The organism is Scytonema hankhaensis NUACC26 (genome assembly GCF_045865695.1).
Lineage (GTDB): Bacteria > Cyanobacteriota > Cyanobacteriia > Cyanobacteriales > Nostocaceae > Scytonema.
The window spans coordinates 25964-45889 of record NZ_BAACAP010000178.1; the positions used below are offsets into that span (position 1 = coordinate 25964).

Annotated in this window: 20 protein-coding genes; 11 read left to right on the forward strand and 9 right to left on the reverse strand. The window is 42.7% G+C overall.

Annotated elements, in window-relative coordinates:
- Positions 1-55: 55 nt before the first annotated feature.
- The 5 genes from ACKTT2_RS16510 to ACKTT2_RS16530 all read right to left on the reverse strand — a co-directional run bounded on the left by ACKTT2_RS16510 (position 56) and on the right by ACKTT2_RS16530 (position 5433).
- On the reverse strand, positions 56-928 hold the full coding sequence (locus tag ACKTT2_RS16510; RefSeq protein ID WP_407888765.1) for a TOMM precursor leader peptide-binding protein: 873 nt from the start codon (positions 926-928) through the stop codon (positions 56-58).
- Positions 929-1231: 303 nt separating this feature from the next.
- Positions 1232-3643 (reverse strand): helix-turn-helix domain-containing protein, encoded by a 2412-nt coding sequence (locus tag ACKTT2_RS16515; protein ID WP_407888767.1) that lies wholly within the window; start codon positions 3641-3643, stop codon positions 1232-1234.
- A gap of 109 nt (positions 3644-3752) precedes the next feature.
- Positions 3753-4085, reverse strand: a complete 333-nt coding sequence (locus ACKTT2_RS16520) for a XisI protein (protein WP_407888769.1) — start codon at positions 4083-4085, stop codon at positions 3753-3755.
- Positions 4076-4483 (reverse strand): XisH family protein, encoded by a 408-nt coding sequence (locus ACKTT2_RS16525; RefSeq protein ID WP_407888771.1) that lies wholly within the window; start codon positions 4481-4483, stop codon positions 4076-4078. The genes ACKTT2_RS16520 and ACKTT2_RS16525 overlap by 10 nt, the downstream gene beginning before the upstream one ends.
- A gap of 110 nt (positions 4484-4593) precedes the next feature.
- On the reverse strand, positions 4594-5433 hold the full coding sequence (locus ACKTT2_RS16530; protein WP_407888821.1) for a Uma2 family endonuclease: 840 nt from the start codon (positions 5431-5433) through the stop codon (positions 4594-4596).
- Positions 5434-5569: 136 nt separating this feature from the next.
- Here ACKTT2_RS16530 and cbiD point away from each other — a divergent pair, with 136 nt between their 5' ends.
- Positions 5570-6637 carry a cobalt-precorrin-5B (C(1))-methyltransferase CbiD gene (cbiD, locus tag ACKTT2_RS16535; RefSeq protein WP_407888773.1) on the forward strand — a complete coding sequence of 356 codons (1068 nt, stop codon included), beginning with the start codon at positions 5570-5572 and terminating at the stop codon, positions 6635-6637.
- A gap of 162 nt (positions 6638-6799) precedes the next feature.
- Positions 6800-7558: a cobalt-precorrin-6A reductase gene (locus ACKTT2_RS16540; protein WP_407888775.1), complete on the forward strand. Its 759-nt coding sequence runs from the start codon at positions 6800-6802 to the stop codon at positions 7556-7558.
- 100 nt (positions 7559-7658) lie between these two features.
- Here the strand turns inward: ACKTT2_RS16540 and cbiE are convergent, their stop codons facing one another.
- Positions 7659-8870 (reverse strand): precorrin-6y C5,15-methyltransferase (decarboxylating) subunit CbiE, encoded by a 1212-nt coding sequence (gene cbiE / locus ACKTT2_RS16545; protein WP_407888777.1) that lies wholly within the window; start codon positions 8868-8870, stop codon positions 7659-7661.
- Between the two features lie 291 nt (positions 8871-9161).
- On the opposite strand from cbiE, the gene cobG reads away from it, so the two are divergent.
- From cobG to ACKTT2_RS16565, 4 genes are read left to right on the forward strand one after another with little or no spacing between them, the layout of a single operon-like run.
- Positions 9162-10652: a precorrin-3B synthase gene (gene cobG, locus ACKTT2_RS16550; RefSeq protein WP_407888779.1), complete on the forward strand. Its 1491-nt coding sequence runs from the start codon at positions 9162-9164 to the stop codon at positions 10650-10652.
- 59 nt (positions 10653-10711) lie between these two features.
- Positions 10712-11335: a precorrin-8X methylmutase gene (locus tag ACKTT2_RS16555; RefSeq protein WP_407888781.1), complete on the forward strand. Its 624-nt coding sequence runs from the start codon at positions 10712-10714 to the stop codon at positions 11333-11335.
- Positions 11335-12036, forward strand: coding sequence for a precorrin-2 C(20)-methyltransferase (locus ACKTT2_RS16560; protein ID WP_407888783.1), 702 nt, complete (start codon positions 11335-11337; stop codon positions 12034-12036). The genes ACKTT2_RS16555 and ACKTT2_RS16560 overlap by 1 nt, the downstream gene beginning before the upstream one ends.
- Before the next feature lie 18 nt (positions 12037-12054).
- Entirely contained in the window at positions 12055-12366 is a 312-nt protein-coding gene (locus tag ACKTT2_RS16565; protein ID WP_407888785.1) for a DUF433 domain-containing protein, read from the forward strand.
- A 181-nt stretch (positions 12367-12547) separates the two neighbouring features.
- On the opposite strand, the gene ACKTT2_RS16570 is transcribed toward ACKTT2_RS16565, so the two are convergent.
- Genes ACKTT2_RS16570 through ACKTT2_RS16580 form a run of 3 tightly spaced genes read right to left on the reverse strand, consistent with a single transcriptional unit; the run spans position 12548 to position 13227 of the window.
- The gene (locus ACKTT2_RS16570; protein WP_407888787.1) at positions 12548-12754 is read right to left on the reverse strand and encodes a type II toxin-antitoxin system VapC family toxin; all 207 of its coding nucleotides are present in this window, start codon (positions 12752-12754) and stop codon (positions 12548-12550) included.
- Between the two features lie 18 nt (positions 12755-12772).
- The gene (locus ACKTT2_RS16575) at positions 12773-12964 is read right to left on the reverse strand and encodes a hypothetical protein (protein WP_407888789.1); all 192 of its coding nucleotides are present in this window, start codon (positions 12962-12964) and stop codon (positions 12773-12775) included.
- Positions 12964-13227, reverse strand: a complete 264-nt coding sequence (locus ACKTT2_RS16580; RefSeq protein ID WP_407888791.1) for a type II toxin-antitoxin system HicB family antitoxin — start codon at positions 13225-13227, stop codon at positions 12964-12966. Before ACKTT2_RS16580 ends, ACKTT2_RS16575 begins: the two co-directional genes overlap by 1 nt.
- A gap of 157 nt (positions 13228-13384) precedes the next feature.
- Between ACKTT2_RS16580 and ACKTT2_RS16585 the strand changes: the two genes are divergently transcribed.
- The 5 genes from ACKTT2_RS16585 to ACKTT2_RS16605 all read left to right on the forward strand — a co-directional run bounded on the left by ACKTT2_RS16585 (position 13385) and on the right by ACKTT2_RS16605 (position 19826).
- On the forward strand, positions 13385-13798 hold the full coding sequence (locus tag ACKTT2_RS16585; protein WP_407888793.1) for a hypothetical protein: 414 nt from the start codon (positions 13385-13387) through the stop codon (positions 13796-13798).
- A 129-nt stretch (positions 13799-13927) separates the two neighbouring features.
- Positions 13928-15682, forward strand: a complete 1755-nt coding sequence (cobJ, locus tag ACKTT2_RS16590; RefSeq protein ID WP_407888795.1) for a precorrin-3B C(17)-methyltransferase — start codon at positions 13928-13930, stop codon at positions 15680-15682.
- A 121-nt stretch (positions 15683-15803) separates the two neighbouring features.
- Positions 15804-16733, forward strand: a complete 930-nt coding sequence (locus ACKTT2_RS16595) for a ferritin-like domain-containing protein (protein WP_407888797.1) — start codon at positions 15804-15806, stop codon at positions 16731-16733.
- A gap of 334 nt (positions 16734-17067) precedes the next feature.
- Positions 17068-17814 carry an undecaprenyl pyrophosphate synthase gene (uppS, locus tag ACKTT2_RS16600; protein ID WP_407888799.1) on the forward strand — a complete coding sequence of 249 codons (747 nt, stop codon included), beginning with the start codon at positions 17068-17070 and terminating at the stop codon, positions 17812-17814.
- A 662-nt stretch (positions 17815-18476) separates the two neighbouring features.
- Entirely contained in the window at positions 18477-19826 is a 1350-nt protein-coding gene (locus ACKTT2_RS16605) for an NAD(P)/FAD-dependent oxidoreductase (protein ID WP_407888801.1), read from the forward strand.
- Positions 19827-19926 lie beyond the last annotated feature (100 nt).

Here is a 19926-nt window from a genome sequence, read left to right on the forward strand (position 1 = left end):
TATTCTTACTAACTCAATTCCGTTCTTAGTATTCCCAAAATTAGCTGCGCCCTCTCTAATCTCCAATCCCTAGTATTGAACTCCCTCCACAAACCGGACATTCTGAAAGTTTATCTAAAACATGATGTTGCATAGATAGAGATGCCAAATTGAAAGCAACTAGCTTACCTGTTAACTGTTGATGCTCTCCCCCAATAATCCATTTCGCTGTTTCCAGCGCTATCAAATTCAACCCCAGCTCATAGCTAACTGGAATAACTGCAAAAGAAGAGAGTAATGATGACGACATTCTTTGCCCAGTTATAATCTCAGTTTCACGCTGATTTCGCAAATCTTGAGCAAGACATTCCCAACAACCAGTTTTCCCTGGAACAAACAGAGGTCCCAACCAAATCTCCGTACCAACAGGCTTAGCAAGCAGCCAAGGTTTTCTTGTTTCTTCTGCTTCTCGATTAAATTCGTCTAAACCCAGTTGCAAGTAGTTATCAGTTAGAACAACTGTAAACTCTCCGCTCTCTCCTACTTGAATTGACAGCGATTCCAAAGCCGAAATAAATGCTTCTACTCCCACTTTTCCAAAGCTGACTACCGAAACTCTACTATCTTGGAGTTTGCGAAGAGCATTTTCAGATTCCACACCCAATGCATTCCAGAATGCAGCCACTTGTGGAGGGATTGCTGAAGCATCGACAAGATATCCTTCGCTATTTAATCGGACTAAAGCATTCTGAACTTCAAACAGAGAAACTTCTTGGTTTAACTCTTGAACTATCTCGTAGACAGTATAACGACCATTTAAAAACGGAGCTAAAAGGACGTATAAACGACCACCAAGAGCGCATTGTCCTTTCTCGCTTAGAAGGTACACAAGATCGGGTTCTACCACTCTAACGTGGTAGTGAGATTTAAACATTGGTTTATAAAACATAATATTATCTAGATTTAGGTACTAGACATATAACATTAAATACTGTAACTCTTTATGGCAAAAATAGAGTTGCTAGAATAATTTTTTAAACAGTTGATACGTATTCTCTGTAACCTCGTGCTTAATGTTTCTTCAATGGCTTAAGTACGTTCGGCAAAATATTCACTTTCAAGCATTGACATAATGATTAAAGACAAAGATCCGTCTCCTTGCTTGACAGCTTCTCGTAAAACTCCTTCTTCCTTAAAGCCGCATATTTGATAAACGTGTCTAGCACGTTGGTAATGACGACTTACTTACATTTCACTTTTTCAAGTACTTGAAAACTTTTTTAATTTGTTTTGGAGCTTGCATCTCGGTAAATAGCCGAATGGCACGCTCGAAACAAATTCTGCTTTCTTGTCTGTTGTCGATTTTAGAATAAGTTAACCCTAATTGAAAGTAAGCGATCGCTAAATCGCATTTAGCTCCTATTTTCTGTAAAAGTTCGAGTGCTTCTAAATGATTGACAATAGCTAATTCAAATTTGACCTGTTGTCGATAAATTTCTGCAATACCACAAAGTGTTTTGGCTTTGACTTGCGTGTAGTGACTTTCTTCAGCAAAAGTCAGAGCCATGCGGAAAATTTCTTCTGCTTTAGCAAACTCTTTTAAATTCACATATGTTTGACCTAGAACTTGCATAAAATAAGCAAATCTACCACTAGGTTTTACAAGTTGCTGTGTTGCGATCGCGAGAGCGGCTTTCTCTGCTAGCACATATGCCTCATCAAAAATTCCCAAATAAGAATTAACCAGAGCCAGACAAACAGTTGCTTTTTCTGCCCATCGATGATGGTCGGTATCCCGAGCTAAATCAATAACTTGTTGAAATAATTGGGCAGAGGTATCTAACTCCCATAAGTCAATTTTATAAAGACCTATGCTAAGTAAGGCATCTACTTCTAGCATTTTAAAATAATAGAATCTGTGTTTATTTTCTTGTATTTGTGCTAGAGCTTTTCTACTTTGAGTTGCGATCTCAATAGATTTTTCTTGACATTCTATTGCTTCATGAAGCTTACCAGTAATCCAGTATATATCGCCCAAAATATTATATAGCTCGCTGAGATTTTTATCTGAAGATACATTTTGAAGAACGGGTGTAATAGCAGCAATTAAAGGTTGTACCCATCCCATTCGATATAATGTGCTACCTAATGGCAAAAATTGTTGCCATTGGTTATTCCTACTTTTAAGAATGACCTGACCAGCTAATTCAAATTCATTAATTTCTACATAGTGATAGTAAGCTTCTAGAGCTTGCAAAGCATCTTTAAACGTAGTGATTTTTTGTACGCTTTCTGTCCAAAATTCTGCAGCTTTACGGTTAGCAATCTCCCATTCACAACTCATCCGCAAACGGGAAATAACCTCAGAATGAATCGCTGGATGAAGCCAATATTCATCTTTACTAAACTCTACTAAAGACCGATTTTTTAAAGCAGTTAAAATTTGTTGTTTGTGGGAAGGTAAAACATCCCATAATAAACTAAAAACCCCTTCTTTAGAAATTTTGGGAACATCTTGATAGCGGTAACATCCCAAACGACACAGCAAGCGATATGCTTGAGGGTCTAAAGCTTGCAAACGATTAATTTGACTGACAACTAAATTTTTTAAATCGATTACACCTAGTGGTTCGGCTTGATGTTCTTGCCAGTAAGCAATGGTATCACCGTCAAAATCTTGCTGAATTGAACCGCAAAGAATACCCATTGCTTTCGCATTCCCTCCATAAGCACGGTGCATATTTTGTAAAGTAGCTAAATTAATAAATAATCCTCTTTTGGTAAAAAATTGCTGCCAGGTCGTTCGATCTAGTCCAGGGAGACGATAGTGCTCTACATTCACCTCTGGTTCGCAAAGGCGATCGCGACTCGTAATCAATGTTACAGATTGCACTCTCGCATCAGCTAAAACACGTAATAATTCTACATAATTTCGATGACTAGCAATAAACCGTCCTTGTCCGTCAAGTGCGGGTTCCAAATTATCAATTAAAACTCCAACCCTAGATGTATGAAGTTTTCGCTTCAATCGTCCCAACGTCACCCCAAATTCAATTCCCGGTTCTTCATCAAAATCCTGTTTCAACCACTCTTCAATAACGTGTTCTGCAGCCGTGATATTTTGAGTTTCCTTTGCCATTAACAGTTCTAATACCAAATCAAAACCTTGAGTTTGAAGGTATTCCTGAGCTAGAGTCGTTTTACCGACTCCTCCCTCACCTTGAATAACAATAACTTTTACACCTTCATTCACTAAGGTATTGATGTGAGAAATTGCTTCTGTCCGACCAAGAAAATTAACATTTTCTTGTTTTGTGGTGAATTCTGGACTCGACTGCTCTTTCCCTATAGAGAAGTTCTCAGCAAACCGCAAGGTATCGAGTAAATTCGAGATCGCGCTAGTTTTCTTCCAATATCGCTCCAAAGTAGCTCGACAATTACTCTTAGTAATCTTTTGCTTTAATGCCTTGGAAAGAAGTTTCCACAAATGAGAGCCAACATCTTTGGCGTGTCCTTCCGTACAACCGTAAGAATTAGCGATTTCCAGGTATTTTCGACCCAGCCAAACTTGTTGAAGAATAACTTTTTGTAGCTCGCTCAACCGTTCGCCGGTTTGAGCCGGAATTACAGTTTCTAACCAAGCCAGTACTGCTTCGGCGTCCATTGCCTTACGATGAGGGAATATATATTCGAGTTTAGGGGCCAATCCTTGTCTAATCTACACCTCTATTCTTGACAATTTCTGATAAGTTTCTGTAAATATTTCAACAAGCTCATTGAGTAGCGAACTCAGTAAATTGGCGCATATAGGGCGAGTGAAAAGCCAAAACTATATCTTCTTTGGGTACACCTTGTTCGAGCAGCAGTGTAGCAATACCTACTTCAGTACCATCATGTTGTATCCAAATTTTACCGTCTTTAATATCAAGGTGTATGCTGCATCCATGCGTGCGATTGTTACCGCGCCAGCCTGTATGTAGTAAAAGGTAGTGGTCGCGTTCTGTATCTAAAACAGCTTGTGTCTCGATTTCTTCTTGCGCTAATCGTCGTTGCGACCGTTCTAATATCAATCGTTGAATAATTTGACGATATTGTTCTACAGCCATTGAACAATTTCCTCCTGTATTTCATTATAAATCAGTAAATTAATTTGAGTGCGTTCAATCACTGACCGTGTAAAACGACGTTGAAAGAAAGATTTATAAATTGATTCAGGTATCGCAAGATAAAGTTTTCGTTGGGGGTCGAATTCTTCAAGAGCAAATTTGTAGTTTAGAAATTGCCCAAGAGCAGTGTGAAATTCCGAGACATTTGACCCTCCAATAAAGCTCTTAATTTCAACTGCAATTTTTTCGCCTGCTCGTTCAGCAGCTAGCATCTCTGCTGCTAGGTCGATTTCAAAATCTACATCTCCAACACTTACCTCATAAGGGTCAGCAGTAATTGTCCACTCTTGTTTCTCCAAAGCGGCTCTAACTGCATCATGAAAGCGGTCTTTAGCCATTCAATTTTTCCTGACTCTTAACCTGAAAAACATAACTGGCATCTCAATTTTAGCCCGTTACAATGCCTACCCTACATATATTTCAATAATCAATAAGTCATCTTACTATATTATTCTAACTCTTCAAGGTTAATTCCTAAAGCTTCTAACTGCTCTGGAGTCAGAGATTTCAGTTTTTCGGTCAACTTCAGACGTTTTTGCCGTTCTTGTTCTGTATCAGTTAACATCCAGTTGCCTTGTGAATCATACCAGCGCAACCACCGACGAGTCATTCCTTCAAACTCTCCAAGCCATATTCCCAATCCTAAGTTCAACTCAGCAATCCAAAACTGAGGATTCTCAGGGTCTAGAGTTTGTTCTTGGTAGTGTCCTCCCTCGAGTTTGAACCCACGCAAGCGATCGCTGTAGCGACTAAACACTGCATAGTATGGCACTCGCAAGATGCGTTCGTAGACATCCCATTTTCTTGGTGGCACTTCTTTGACACTTTGCCCATTGCTCGACTCTGATGCCAAACTCTTTGTGCTGATATCTTCTGTACTTGTTTCCCCAAGCATTGGTTCTAATTCTGCATAATCACCCAAGTCTTCTTTTTGCGTACCAGGTGAGAGCAGTTCCACTACCAAAAACGGATTCACGCCTTCTTGCCATACTACGTAGCTCGAACGCAAGTCTTTTTCCTCATACAATCGCGCTACATCTAGCACTAAAAACCAATCCGGGCGTTTGTACCACTGAGTATGACGCACATCATAGTACAGATTTAAATCCGACCCCGTAAATATCCGCTCTCGAGAATAATTGCTCAATCGAATTGTCCGACTGAGCAGTTGTGGTTGCAAATCGTGAAATTCATCAGGCAAACCAGGTTCCTCCGCATCTTCACTAGGTAGATCGTACATCGTTGGCAGTGTCAGTTTTGGCGGTAGGGGTGGATTTGCTGGCAAGATGGAGAAGCGAGTTGGTTGCATGACTATTCAATTCACACATTGAGCTTTTCCCGATTGTATCTTCTTCTATGTTGGCAGCATCCATACAGGAGCTAGTAAAGTTAAAGAAGTTTCTAAAAACTACTTTGATAGCCATATGGCTCGTTATGGATACACTCTGCCCGTTTTTGCTGTAGCAGCTGCTAAGGCTGCTTTGATGCATCTGCAACAAAAGATAGACTCCCAACTATCCGTTGAAATCGATCTTCTCCCCGGAACAGCACAGATTCCTGTCTCACAAGTAGCCAATCTCTTGCCTCAAACTGCTTTAGCAATTACCTTGAGCGATCCGGGTGATAATTTGGATTTGACTCGAAACACACCCATTTGGGCTTTGGTGAAGTTGTCCGAAAGGCAATCCCAAGCTTTAATTTTAGAAGCGGGAGAGGGTTTGGGAAAAACAGCCACAGGAGTTGCAGCAATTTACAGCTATGCCCGTCGTTTATTTGATGCCAATCTACTACCACTCATCCCACCGGAGCAAACAGCAACGGTGTCAATAATTCTTCCTGAAGGTCGTCAACTGGCACAACGAACTTCAAATGAAGCCTTTGGTATTTTAGAGGGACTAGCTTTGTTGGGAACAAGTGGTATCTCTCAACCCCTATCTGCGGCTGACCATCTGGAAGAATTTCGTCTTGAATTGCAACAGAAGGTTAAAGTTTGCTCTAATTTGGTGTTTTGTATTGGTAGCAATGGTATGCAAGTGGCACAACGTTTGGGCATACCAGAGTCAGCAATTGTACAAACTGGTAATTGGATTGGTGCTTTATTGGTAGAAGCTGGAATATACCAGGCAAGTTCGGTCTTACTGCTGGGGTATCAGGGCAAACTCATCAAGCTAGCTGGTGGTATTTTTAATACTTCCAGTCACCTAGCAGATGCCAAACTAGAAATTATCAGCGCGGCTGTGGTTGCAGTGGGTGGGGATCTCCAGGCAGTACGTGCAGTGTTAGATGCCAAAACTGCTGATGCAGCGTATAAAAAATTGAAAGAACTGGGCTTGTCGGAATTAGTTTTTGGAACATTGGCTGAAAAAATTAGTCAGAAAGCTACTGCTTACGTGCAAAAATATGCCAATGTTGACCTCAAAGTTGGTACTATTTTGTTCGATCGCACGGGTGAAGCGATCGCTCAAGACTCGCAAGCGAAGGAGCTATTATAGGAATTCCCTCTGTCGTGAGATATAGTAAGAAAAAATTAACCGCAGATGCACGCACCCAAGGGCGCGGATAAATTTGTATCTTGGCAGATTAAATAAGGCTAAACAAACAGAATTACATTACTAAATGACAAATGACAAATGACAAATGACAAATGACGAATTATGAAACGACTTCTCATTCTTGGCGGTACGGGTGATGCATCAGAATTGGCGACTAAAGCTTCAGCTATTCCAGAGGTAGAAGTCATCACATCTCTAGCAGGTCGCACTCGCCAACCACAAACTCCTGTAGGGACAGTACGTGTAGGCGGTTTTGGTGGTGAAGCAGGGCTAACTGACTACTTGCGTAATGCTCAAATAGATGTAGTAATTGATGCAACTCATCCCTTTGCCGCACAGATATCTTTTCATGCCGCCGCCGCCGCCGCAACTTGCAAAATCCCCTATCTCATGCTAGTACGTCCTGCATGGGAGCGTTGTTCTGATGACCAATGGATTGAAGTTGATAGTGTGGAAGTTGCTGCTTCAGTATTACCTAAATTGGCATCGCGAGTCTTTCTTACAGTCGGTAGACAGCAACTTGCTCCCTTCGCGAGTCTAAAAGATATTTGGTTTTTAATGCGGCTGATCGATCCTCCAGCCCCTGATATATTGATACCACAAGGAGTTATACTGTGCTCGCGAGGTCCTTTTGCTTTAGAAGACGAGCGAAAACTTTTGATCGAGCATCAAATCGATACCATTGTCAGTAAAAATAGCGGTGGTGATGCCACCAAAGCCAAGATTATTGCAGCAAGAGAGCTTGGGGTGAAGGTCGTAATGGTGAAACGACCAGCAACTCCAATAGGCGAACAAGTTAGTGATGCGGATAATGCTATAGAATGGTTATTAAATAAGATATACCGTTTCTTAATCTACTGAGGTACAAATTCATCAGCGTCCATCAGCGTTCATCTGCGGTTAATTCTTCTTCCCGTACCTCACGAAAGTAGGAATTGCTATAAAAAATATACACTTAATTCTAGCTCTTCACTGTCATCCACTGCGTCACTGGCACCATCGGCTTCCAACCTAAAAATCCACCAAGAGGTGCTGTTCTTTGTACAGCAATGCGAATTAATTCCCCACCCATTTGATGTTGCCATTGGAGCAATTTCTGTTCGCTTTCTACTGTGACTGCATTGGCAACAAGACGCCCACCGGGACGCAAAACTTCCCAACAAACATCAAACAAGCCTTCTGCTGTTGCGCCACCACCAATAAAAATGGCATCTGGTTGAGGCAAGTCTCTAAGTACTGTGGGAGCAAAACCTGCAACAATTTGTAAATTAGGCGTACCAAGAGCAATGGCATTGTCAGCAATGTATTGCAATCGGGTAGAGTTTTGCTCAATGGCAATAGCTCTGCATCGAGGATGACTACGCATCCACTCGATGGCAATGGAACCACATCCAGCTCCCACATCCCATAACAACTGTCCTGGTATAGGAGCCAAAGCAGAGAGCGTTATTGCCCGCACCTCACGTTTGGTCAGCTGTCCGTCATGGTGATAGGCATCATCTGGCAACCCCGCTAACTGAGGTAAAGGTACAGCCCCAGCATCGGCAATGCACTCTACAGCAATGGTGTTCAAATCAGCCAATTCTATTTTTGTCCATGATGCTGCTGTTCCTGAGAGCGTTCGTTCTTGGGAACCACCCATGCGTTCAAGGACTGTTATTCTACTATTACCAAACCCGCGCTTTGTCAATAGATCGGCTACAATTGCTGGGGTTTCCTTTCCTTCGCTTAAAATGAGTAACCGCCCTCCTGGGTAGATAGCTGTTTGAATCAGAGCAGGCGGACGACTGCATAAGCTCAATGTTTCGACTTCGGTTAGCGACCATCCCAGTCTGGCACAGGCGAGGCTGAAGGCTGAAGGTGCGGGGATGATAGTCATTTCAGTTATAGGAATCTCGCGTCTAAGGGTGACACCGATACCAAAACACATGGGATCGCCGCTTGCCAAGATGCAAACCGACTGACCGCGACGCTGAAGAATTTCATTGACGGATGCGGTTATGGGCTTTGACCAGGTAATTTTTTCGCGTGGATCGTCTGGCGGTAGCATCGCTAAATGGCGACTACCTCCAACTATAACTTCTGCAAGGTCAACTAAAGAACGGGCGATCGCACTCAATCCCGACAACCCATCCTCACCAACACCCACTATAGATAACCATTTTTTTGTCATTTGTCACTGGTCACTGGTCAGGTGGTCACTGGTCACTGGTCACTATATGTTAGAATACCAAAGCCTGGAATGGGGAAAGTTCGGTGAGACTCCGACACTGTGCCGCAGCTGTAATCCGTTTTTGGAAGTGGTTAGTAGCAATAATGACTAATTATGTACGGGCGCAATGCCTTGCGCCCCTACTAACGACCAACAACTAACAAATCCGGTAAGTCAGAATGCCTACTCAAAGGGTGTCAAACAGACACAGTTATTATCTGCTCCCCGCGTTGCACGGGGAAAGAGAGGTTTATGCTGCCATTGCCGTGTAATTTTGCTAAATGTCCTGGTCTGTTTTATGGTACTTCTGTAGGGGACGGTGTATTATATCGCATACGCATTCCTGGAGGAATACTTACAACAAAGCAGTTTTGTGTCATAGCTGAGTTGGCTGACGAGTTTGGAACTAGCGGCGTTCACATTACTAATCGTGCTAACCTCCAACTTCGTACAGTTCTTACAGAAATCCCATCTGAGATTTTCCTCAAACTAAAAGAAATTGGTTTGGCTTCAGCTATCCCAGAGGTAGACCATCTCCGTAACATTATGGGTAGCCCCACAGCTGGTATTGACCCATACGAGTTGATTGATACTCGTTCCCTCATCAGTGAATTAGACAATTACATAGGAACTCATCGAGAGTTAGCACCACTTTCACCAAAATTTAGCATTGCTGTTGATGGTGGTGGTGCTGTGTCGATTTGCGATCGCTCCAACGACATCATCTTTAACGCTGTTAGTATCGATACAAAAATTTACTTTCGTCTCAAACTGAATATGGGTGAATCTCACTTTGAGCGATTCTTAGATGTGGGTGTTTTACTCGAACCAGAAGAATGTCTGGAAGTTGCGATCGCATTAATGGAAGTGTGTTTACAATATGTGGGAATAAAAATTGAGAAGATAGTTTCAAATCGTAAATCTCGCAAACCTCGTCTCTTTGAAGTTTTAGATCGCGTAAGTGTTGAAAAGTTTGTCCAAGAAGTGGAATGCCGCCTAAGCTTTCCACTGAGGCGAATTTCTCCATTACAAAACCTCTCTCCTGACAGAATCAACCCACTTCTTTACCAACACATTGATGTTCATCCCCAACGACAGCAAGGACTTTCCTATGTGGGGATCGCAGTACCCCTTGGTAAGTTGGAAACTTGGCAAATGCGCTCTTTAGCCGACATAGCTCAAAAATATGGCAGCGATACACTCAGGTTGACACCTTGGCAAAACCTGCTAATATCAGATATCCCACAGCAGTATATTCATGAAGTCAAAAGTCAAATTGAAAGCATCAGATTGCACTGGGATGCAACTAATATTTACAGCGCCCTAGTCGCCTGTGTTGGAAATACGGGATGTGCTTCCTCCGCAACTGACACCAAAGGTCACGCCCTGTCATTAGCTAAATATCTCAATGAACGGATCGCCTTGGAGCAAGCAGTTAATATTCATTTCACAGGGTGTCAAAAATCTTGTGCTCAGCACACAAAGAGTGATATAGCTCTTTTAGGCAGTATTGAAGAAAACAAAAGAAATATTGAAGGATATCGGGTATTTCTGGGTGATGGTGACGACAGTAAATTTGGAAGAGAACTTTACAACTGGATATCCTTTACGGAATTACCTCCACTCATAGAACGGATGCTGCAAGTTTATATTGCAAAACGTACTGCTCCCGATGAGTCATTTAGGGCATTTGTTAACCGATATACCATTGCAGACTTACAAGCGCTAACCAGTGACCAGTGACCAGTGACCAGTGACCACTAACAACTAACCCCTAACCCCTAACCCCTAACCCCTAACAAATGAACTACATTCGAGATGGTAATGAAATATATCGCAAATCCTTTGCGACGATCCGCTCAGAGGCAAATCTGTCCGTGCTTGCTCCAGATGTCGCTCCTGTTGCGGTACGCCTCATTCATGCTTGCGGCATGACTGATATTGTGAATGACCTCGCTGCTTCACCGACAGCAGTTATATCTGGGCGCACAGCCCTAGCGGCGGGAGCGACAATTCTATGTGATTGTCGGATGGTGGCAGAAGGGATAACTCGCAAACGACTACCTACAGAAAATGCTGTGATTTGCACTCTTAATTATCCTGAAGTGCCAGAACTGGCTCAAAAACTAGCAACAACTCGCTCTGCTGCTGCCTTAGAATTGTGGCGATCGCATTTAGAAGGTGCAGTGGTTGCTATTGGAAATGCGCCTACTGCATTGTTCCACCTCTTGGAAATGCTAGATGATGGCGCACCAAAGCCAGCACTAATTTTAGGTTTTCCTGTAGGATTTGTAGGGGCGGCAGAGTCGAAAGCTGCACTAGCAGAAGATAGTCGTGGCGTTCCATTTATAACGTTACACGGTCGGCGGGGTGGGAGTGCGATCGCCGCCGCCGCAGTTAATGCTTTAGCAACGGAGGTAGAATAATGGAAAAAGGTCGTCTTTACGGCATTGGTGTAGGTCCCGGTGACCCAGAACTGTTGACTCTCAAGGCGCTGCGGTTGTTGCGCTCTTGCCCTGTCATCGCTTATCAATCTGCAGAAGATAAAGCCAGTGTTGCTAGAGGTATTGTCGCTGAATATCTTCCTGGTAACCAGATTGAGGTGTTGTATCATTTACCTCGCGCTCTCGATCCCTTAGCGGCACAACCCATTTACGACGAAGTTGTGACTCCTATCGCCGACCATCTTGCCGATGGACGGGATGTCGCTGTCTTATGTGAGGGAGACCCGTTATTTTACGGTTCCTTTATGTACGTATTTACACGCTTATCCGAGCAATATGAAACGGAAATAGTGCCTGGGGTTTCCTGTCCGATGGGATGTGCTTCGGCATTGAAAGTCCCCCTTTCATACCGTAATGATGTTTTTAGCGTACTGCCAGCCACCTTGCCTGCTGAATCTCTAGAAACACAGTTGTTAAATGCGGATGCTGCGGCAATCATCAAACTAGGACGGCATTTTGAAAAAGTTCGGAATGTTTTACATCAAATAGGGATAGCATCACGAGCACGATATATTGAAAGAGGAACAATGGCAGAGCAGAGAATCATTCCTTTAGATGAAGTGAAACCCGATCGCGTGCCTTATTTTTCAATGATTTTGGTGCCAAGTAAAAGTCAACTTTAATCACTACCTATATCCGTGATGGACTACGTGAGTGCCCAGTATCCACCAAAGTTTATCCGTGCCATGCTCAGTCTCACGGATGAGCAAGTGAATGCCGCTTTGTCTTACATTGAAGCACATCGTGCTGAGGTGCAGGCTGAGTATCAACTTGTTCTTCAAGAAGCCGAAGAATTGCGACAATACTACGAAGAACAAAATCGCGATCTCATTGCCCGAATTTCTGCAAAACCACCTAAGCCAAGGATGGAAGTTGCTTGGGAAAACTTCAAGTACAGAAAGCCAAACACCAAAGTCAACTTAAAACCCAAGCATGATTTTCCCAAAATCTAAAATGATAAAACCCTAGGGCAAACGGATTAAAATTCTCCAAGACTGGAGTTTACAAAAATACGCTTTCGTTGAATGCTAGATCGCTGAGAACGCAAAACAAACATCAATACTGCAAGGGCTGAGCGAAAATTAGAAACCTGGTAACTCCTGTGAAACCGTGTTTCTGGCAGTGCCATGTTCGCTAAGTTGACCAATCTTGAATAGTAAGTCCTGGAACTTTCTCAAAATCTCGCAGATTTCTCGTTAAGAGAATTCCTTTATTAGCAAGGACTATCGACGCGATGCGTAAATCTTGAGTCCCGATGCGAATGCGTTGATTTCTGAGATTTTGGTAAATCTCTTGGGATTTTTCATCATACTGAAGAATATTAAATTCAGACAGTAGCATAACTGTTTCAACTAGTCGCTAATAAGCATTTGATTGTAAAATCCCCTCTTTTAGTTCGGCAACTTGAGCCAAACGGCCTTTTAATTGTTCTTCAACATTAATCGCAGTTGTTGTTAGTTGTATTTTAGCTACTAATAGTTTTGGGATTAGGATGGGGTGATTTCGTGCATAAAGACTCAAGTGGTCTGTATCCAAAATATAAATTGTCATCACTCATCTATAGTTGTGTTTGATTCTTTGCGGATAGTAGCTAGTTTCTCCATAAAATCGTCAAAGGTAGGGTCGTTAGCAAATATTCCTGCATACTTCATCTGAGTTGTTTCTTGATGAGGGATTTGTTTTGAATTAACTTCAATAGTCACAAACTTACCTGTCGCTAATTGCGCTTGTAGCGCAAATTTAACCTTTGAAATTGCTTCCTCTTCTGTATTAGCCTCAACCATTACATTTGGTATACCAACCACTGATGCCACAAAGCTATCTTTTTGACTTTGAACAAAAATCTGGTACTACATAATTGTCTATCTATCCGTTTAGAAATAAGAATTATCCATAAATAACATTATAATCAATCGCGAGCGCGAAACAAAAGAATTAATTGGCGATCGCGCTGAACAAGAAAATATATCTTTGAGTGAGGAAAAAATCACCAGCATCATAGAATGGTCGGGATGTCATCCCTACCTAACACAACAATCACTAAACATTATTTTTGACTCTAACCACCAACTTGAATCCCGCGCTAATCTCATCGACAAATTGCTACAGTATCATGACAAAGACTTCTCAGCATGGTGGAACGCAGAACATCTGTCTAGTTGCTTTGGCGAAGCTGAACGTAAAGTCTATTGTGCCCTGATTCAGAACCGAAAAGGAACTCCTAAGAGTTTGACACAATTTACAGGTTTCAATCGAGTCCAAGTAGCAGATGCTTTAGAAGTTATTGCTGGTACTGGTGTAATTCGGTATTTAGATGACGAGTGCTATACATTAAGTTCTCGCCTATTTGAGGAATGGGTTATACAACAGGATATTGTCAACTAGAAGACCTAGTTGAATGCTACCACCAACATTTATGCTGTAGAAGAAAATATACAATATTTGCCAAATTTCTCTATGATTGTGGTACCGAATAAAAGTCAACTTTAACGGCTCCTTCTTACATCTTGCATTATGACAAAAATTACACCTGCTGTTGTGATACTGGGTGAAAATAGTATCTCCGTAGCACACAAAATTATTAGTATTCTACCTGGAACACAGTTATACGGACTAGCAGGTCGCACTTCTAATGTAGATATTAGTTTTACGGAGTTTGGAGCAACAGTGCGAGAGTTATTTGTTAGTGGAACTCCAATTATCGGTATTTGTGCTACGGGTATTCTCATCAGAACTCTTGCTCCATTACTAGCCAACAAACGAGAGGAACCTCCAGTTCTTGCGGTTGCTGAGGATGGTAGTGCAGTTGTGCCACTCTTAGGCGGATTAAATGGTGTGAATAATTTAGCGCGACAAATTGCCAGTGTATTGGGTGTAAAACCTGCTATCACAACCACAGGCGATCTTCGTTTTGGCATCACCTTGGAAGATCCGCCACTCGGTTACCGTCTAGCTACTCCTGAATATGCTAAAGCCTTCATGTCCGACTTGTTGGCAGGAAATTCTGTGCGGGTAGAGGGTAATGCACCCTGGTTGAAAAATAGTTCGTTACCCTTTGCTTTTGATGCTCAAAGAGTCATAGAAATTACGGAAAAGCAAGTCATTTCTACAGCAACGCACTTGGTTTATCACCCTGCAACGGTGGCAATCGGAGTCAGTATGAAATTAAGGGGTAGTAGTGACTCCGAGCTACTCTTCCTCATACAGCAAATGCTGAGTGATGCTAATTTAGCCCTGGCATCTGTTGCTGGAGTCTTCGCTAATACTCTAGATACCGCCGAACCCAGTTTACAAGCGATCGTTGATGCTCTCAATGTACCTATTCGCTTTTTTACAACTGATGAATTAACTGTAGTTATGTCACAAAACAAAACTACAGATATGGCAGTAGGGGCAGCAATGGCAGCATCCTCTGGGCATTTGGTGATGCACAGACAATCATCTGGTTTCAGTAGCGCTATTGCAATCGCGCCCTTACCTATCGATATTTATACTACAGGTAAAGCACGAGGTAGATTAGCGATCGTAGGTACGGGACCGGGGAGTAGCGATTGGATGTCACCAGAAGTTAAAGAAATTTTACGTAATGCCACTGATTTAGTTGGTTATTCTACTTACCTCAACCTAGTCAGTTCCTTCGCTAAGAACAAACGACGGCATGAATCCGACAACCGTGAAGAGATAGCACGAGCAGAAATAGCGCTGGATTTAGCAGCAGAAGGACGTTTTGTAGCCGTCGTATCCTCTGGCGATCCCGGTATTTACGCAATGGCAGCAGCCGTGTTTGAAGTATTTGAACAACAGACAAAGCCAGAATGGCAAGGTATTGATATTCAAGTTGCTCCAGGTATTTCTGCTATGCAAGCCGCAGCCGCTAGAATTGGTGCGCCGCTTGGTCATGACTTCTGCGCCATCTCCCTCTCAGACATATTGAAACCGTGGTCGATTGTTGAGCAGCGAATCAATGCTGCTGCTTCGGCTGATTTCGTCATTGCCTTTTACAACCCAGTCTCAAAGCAACGCACCTGGCAACTGGCAGCTGCTAGAGAGATACTGCTGCGTTACAGGCATCCTCATACCCCAGTAGTATTTGCTCGTAACCTCGGTAGAGATGGAGAATCTGTCCGAGTTTCTACTCTGGAACATTTAACATCAGAACTCGCTGATATGCGAACAGTTATTCTTATCGGGTCAAGTAGAACTCGCAGGATACAGAAGTGCGATGGTGGCTGCTGGGTTTATACTCCCCGTCGATACGATGAACTTTGACTTTTCCGTCTTATAGAGTGACCTTGTATCCGACTTTTTTCCCGACTTCAACCGACTGACAAAGAATCTTACAATTGCTTAAGCTATTGGGCAAAGAGGTAATAAATTAAAGTGAAAACACATGATTAACGCTCTCAGCCCAATGTCTCAGGACTTGGCAGGATTCGTTTATTCTCATCCAAACTACTTTCACATTCAACATCGAATTCGTTCTCTTGCAGATAATTATCTCTCTATTGAGAAACTGTGCGATCGCTTACAAGATTTACCAATTCAGTTTGAAAATCCGCAACCCCGTCCCTGGAAATATATTAACTGGGAAGCTATTTCCTCAAATCAAATTATAGGCTTAGAAAAAGAAGTTTTTTTGTCCATCTTGAAAGGAGCGATGGACACTGAAGCTCCCATTCGGGCATATACTCAAACCAGTCGCCAATATCTTGAAAACCTGCATCCTCAGCTAGCACGATTTGTAGGAGGGACAGTTGATGAAACTGAAAATCTCATCGAACTGGGATTGTGGGAAAAAGAAGAGCGTCAGCACACTCCTGCTTTGATGAAAGTTTATTCCCAATTAACAGGCGAGAAGATTGCTGCAACGTTCCGTACCGTTAGAGGATATCTTCCCACTGATAACCCGCAAGAAGACTTATATCGTCATGGATTGCACCGAGTTGCAACTGAATACGGAGCAACTTGTCTCTATTTATGGTTGATGGCGCATACAACAGGCGCACTTCAAGATGTTTTAGAGGAATTGCTTCAGGATGAGATTAATCACATGAGCAAATTTTGGGGATTTGGTGTCTGGGCTTTTCCAGAGACTTCTTTGATAAAGGTAGGGCAGACGCTTCTGAAAACACGCCACAAAGATTACAACCGGAATAGCCTAATGCGTACTTTACAACGCATGATGGGTACACTGAACTGGAGTTCTTGGTCTTCGACTAATAAACTTACTCTCTTGTTTACTTTTAGCTACGCAATGCGTCGTCTATGGATTTGGAACGATCGCTTGACACCAAAGTACTTACAAGGCTTGTTTACTTAGGGATATCCAAGAAATAAATTACCCATCTTGTGTCTTGTGGAACGGGCGTCCTCGCCCGTCCCATATCAGTAGCGGGCTATAAGCTCCGCAGTCGCACGCCACTTGCTTCAACGGGGGGAACCCCCGCAATGCAGTGGCTCCTCAACGGGGAAAACCCCCGCACGGTGAGCCAGCGCTGCAGGAGGGTTTCCCTCCGTAGGCGACTGGCGAACCCCGTTCGCGTAGCGTCTCCGCTAGGAGATAGGGGCGCTGCTCTGGGCACCACAAGAGAAAGTTGGATATTTTTTATTTGAAAGTTCCTTGACTACTAACAACTAACCACTAACAACTAACCATGACAAAATTACCTTTAGATTTAGATCCCTATCGCTTACCCCAACACGTCGCTGTCATTATGGATGGCAATGGTCGATGGGCAAACCAACGAGGATTACCTCGCATCGCTGGACACCGACAGGGTGCAAAAACCTTGAAAGAATTGTTGCGCTGTTGTAAAGATTGGGGAATAAAAGCACTAACAGCCTATGCTTTTTCTACTGAAAATTGGCAGCGACCTCTTGAAGAAGTCAATTTTCTCATGCTTCTGTTTGAAAAATTGTTGCGTCAAGAATTAGCCCAAATGCATCAAGAAGGGGTGCGAATCTCATTTATTGGGGATTTGTCAATTCTACCTATGTCCTTACAAGCTGAGATTAAGCGTTCAATGGCAGAGACTTTGCACAATCAAGCGCTTCATTTTACTGTCGGTGTTAATTATGGCAGCCGCAATGAGATCGCTAGAGCTTGTCGTCAGATAGCAAAACTCGTACATCAGGGAGAACTGAGCTTAGAAGATGTTCAAGAGAGTTTAATCGAACAAACCCTCTATACAGCAGGGACTCTCGAACCAGATTTATTGATTCGCACAAGCGGTGAGATGCGATTGAGCAATTTTCTTCTCTGGCAAATGGCTTATACAGAATTGTATTTTACTGATATTTTTTGGCCGGATTTCGATCGCGCTGCTTTTCATCAGGCTTTACTCAGTTACCAAGGACGCGATCGTCGTTTTGGTCAAGTCAAAGCTTCTTTGTCTGCTTAGGATCTTCCAAGAAATAAATTATCCATCTTGTGGGATGGGCATCAAATTCTTCATCTTGTGGGATGGGCGTCCTCGCCCGTCTTATGCTAGTGGCGGGCGGGGACGCCCGCACCACAAGAAATTTTGGTTTTGCTAGTGGCGGGCGTCCCCGCCCGCACCACAAGAAATTTTGGGAGATCTTTTTTGCTAGTGGTGGGCGTCCCCGCCCGCACCACAAGAAATTTTGGGAGATCTTTTAAGTCACAAGTTCGTCGCTTGTTCAGATCCCCGCCTTCTCCAAAAATTTGAAGCTTCCAGTTGCTTTTTGTAATAAATCTTAATACTTTATCTGTTGTAATTTTCCTATTTAAAGAGCTATCGCCTACAGTAATTCCAAGGCTATATCTTGTATCAAAATATAGATATTCTGGAATCTGGAAAAGTCAATTGAGGAAGTGTATTAGTTAGTATGGAGATTAATTTGGGGTTTGGCTCGTGAAACCACAGGATAAGTTCCTAGTGGCGTTATTTTTTTGACAAATATAGTTATGTTTACCAATTGACTGTATCTCCAAAAACTTTTACATTTCTTAATATGTTTGTGGTAAGCAGAACTACTCTGACAAGATTGTTGAAAATTTGTTAAGAAGGATTACAAAGGGTTACCCTAGGAAGTAAATCTTATGATGAACACTGTTGATAGTCAGCCACCCCATCATGTAGTTATTGTAGGCGGAGGATTTGGGGGTCTATATGCCGCAAAAGCACTGGGACGAGCTAATGTAAAAGTTACTTTAATTGATAAACGCAATTTTCACCTATTCCAACCACTGTTATACCAAGTTGCTACGGGTAGTGTTTCCCCAGCTGATATATCCTCTCCACTACGTTCTATTCTTAGTAAGAGCAAGAATACAAAAGTACTACTAGGAGAAGTGACTGATATCGATCCTCAAGCACAGTTCGTGACTCTGGGCGAAGAAACAATACACTACGATTCTCTGCTCCTGGCTACAGGTGCTAAACATTCTTACTTTGGTAAAGATCAATGGGAAGAATTTGCACCTGGTTTAAAAACAGTGGAAGATGCTATCGAGATGCGCCATCGGATTTTTATGGCGTTTGAAGCAGCTGAAAAAGAAACTGACCCTGAAAAACGCCGCGCATGGTTAACTTTTGTCATCGTTGGTGGTGGTCCCACAGGTGTAGAATTAGCAGGTGCGATCGCGGAACTGGCTTACCATACAATGAAGGAAGATTTCCGCAACATCGATACTTCGGAAGCACAAGTTTTACTTTTAGAAGGTCTGGATCGGGTTCTCCCTCCTTTTGCGTCAGAATTATCAAAAGAAGCAGAAGCGTCTTTGACAAAGTTAGGCGTTGCCGTACATACAAAAACACTGGTAACAAACATAGAAGGCGATATTATTACCCTCAAGCAAGGAGACGAGTTCCAACAAATTTCCGCTAAGACAGTGTTGTGGGCTGCTGGTGTCAAAGCTTCTCCTCTGGGTAAGTTACTAGCAGAACGTACTGGGGTTGAGTGCGATCGCGCTGGAAGAGTTATTGTAGAACCAGATTTAAGTATCAAAGAGTTTTCCAACATTTTTGTCGTTGGCGACTTAGCACATTTTGCCCATCAGAATGGCAAACCCCTACCTGGTGTTGCTCCTGTAGCGATGCAGGAAGGACAATATGTTGCTACATTAATTCAACAACGCCTGAAAGGTAAGACACTGCCACAGTTTTCTTACACTGACATGGGTAGCTTAGCAGTGATCGGACAAAATGCTGCTGTTGTAGACTTAGGTTTTGCCAAATTTACAGGTTTTGTAGCATGGTTATTCTGGCTCGTTGTTCACATTTATTTCTTAATTGAGTTTGACAACAAGCTTCTGGTAATGATTCAGTGGGGATGGAACTATTTCACCCGCAAACGTGGAGCTAGGTTGATTACTGGTAAGGAAATGATGCAATCTAATAGTGCTGGATACTACGCACCCACAAATGATAGACAATTGGTAGGTGGTTAGTAGTTAGTAGTTAGTGGTCACTGGTCACTGGTCACTGGTCACTGGTCACTGGTCACTGGTCACTGGTCACTGGTCACTGGTTAGTGGTACTTTTTAACAA

What these genes read in the sequence shown, in the direction of transcription:
- ACKTT2_RS16565 (WP_407888785.1), top strand. Translation starts at nt 12,055, where the DNA reads ATGGACTACGTGAGTGCCCAGTATCCACCAAAGTTTATCCGTGCCATG.
- ACKTT2_RS16605 (WP_407888801.1), top strand. Translation starts at nt 18,477, where the DNA reads ATGATGAACACTGTTGATAGTCAGCCACCCCATCATGTAGTTATTGTA.
- ACKTT2_RS16555 (WP_407888781.1), top strand. Translation starts at nt 10,712, where the DNA reads ATGAACTACATTCGAGATGGTAATGAAATATATCGCAAATCCTTTGCG.
- ACKTT2_RS16595 (WP_407888797.1), top strand. Translation starts at nt 15,804, where the DNA reads ATGATTAACGCTCTCAGCCCAATGTCTCAGGACTTGGCAGGATTCGTT.
- ACKTT2_RS16520 (WP_407888769.1), bottom strand. Translation starts at nt 4,085, where the DNA reads ATGGCTGTAGAACAATATCGTCAAATTATTCAACGATTGATATTAGAA.
- cobG (WP_407888779.1), top strand. Translation starts at nt 9,162, where the DNA reads ATGCTGCCATTGCCGTGTAATTTTGCTAAATGTCCTGGTCTGTTTTAT.
- ACKTT2_RS16515 (WP_407888767.1), bottom strand. Translation starts at nt 3,643, where the DNA reads ATGGACGCCGAAGCAGTACTGGCTTGGTTAGAAACTGTAATTCCGGCT.
- ACKTT2_RS16570 (WP_407888787.1), bottom strand. Translation starts at nt 12,754, where the DNA reads ATGCTACTGTCTGAATTTAATATTCTTCAGTATGATGAAAAATCCCAA.
- cbiE (WP_407888777.1), bottom strand. Translation starts at nt 8,870, where the DNA reads ATGACAAAAAAATGGTTATCTATAGTGGGTGTTGGTGAGGATGGGTTG.
- cbiD (WP_407888773.1), top strand. Translation starts at nt 5,570, where the DNA reads ATGGCTCGTTATGGATACACTCTGCCCGTTTTTGCTGTAGCAGCTGCT.
- ACKTT2_RS16575 (WP_407888789.1), bottom strand. Translation starts at nt 12,964, where the DNA reads ATGACAATTTATATTTTGGATACAGACCACTTGAGTCTTTATGCACGA.
- ACKTT2_RS16525 (WP_407888771.1), bottom strand. Translation starts at nt 4,483, where the DNA reads ATGGCTAAAGACCGCTTTCATGATGCAGTTAGAGCCGCTTTGGAGAAA.
- ACKTT2_RS16540 (WP_407888775.1), top strand. Translation starts at nt 6,800, where the DNA reads ATGAAACGACTTCTCATTCTTGGCGGTACGGGTGATGCATCAGAATTG.
- ACKTT2_RS16560 (WP_407888783.1), top strand. Translation starts at nt 11,335, where the DNA reads ATGGAAAAAGGTCGTCTTTACGGCATTGGTGTAGGTCCCGGTGACCCA.
- uppS (WP_407888799.1), top strand. Translation starts at nt 17,068, where the DNA reads ATGACAAAATTACCTTTAGATTTAGATCCCTATCGCTTACCCCAACAC.
- ACKTT2_RS16510 (WP_407888765.1), bottom strand. Translation starts at nt 928, where the DNA reads ATGTTTTATAAACCAATGTTTAAATCTCACTACCACGTTAGAGTGGTA.
- cobJ (WP_407888795.1), top strand. Translation starts at nt 13,928, where the DNA reads ATGACAAAAATTACACCTGCTGTTGTGATACTGGGTGAAAATAGTATC.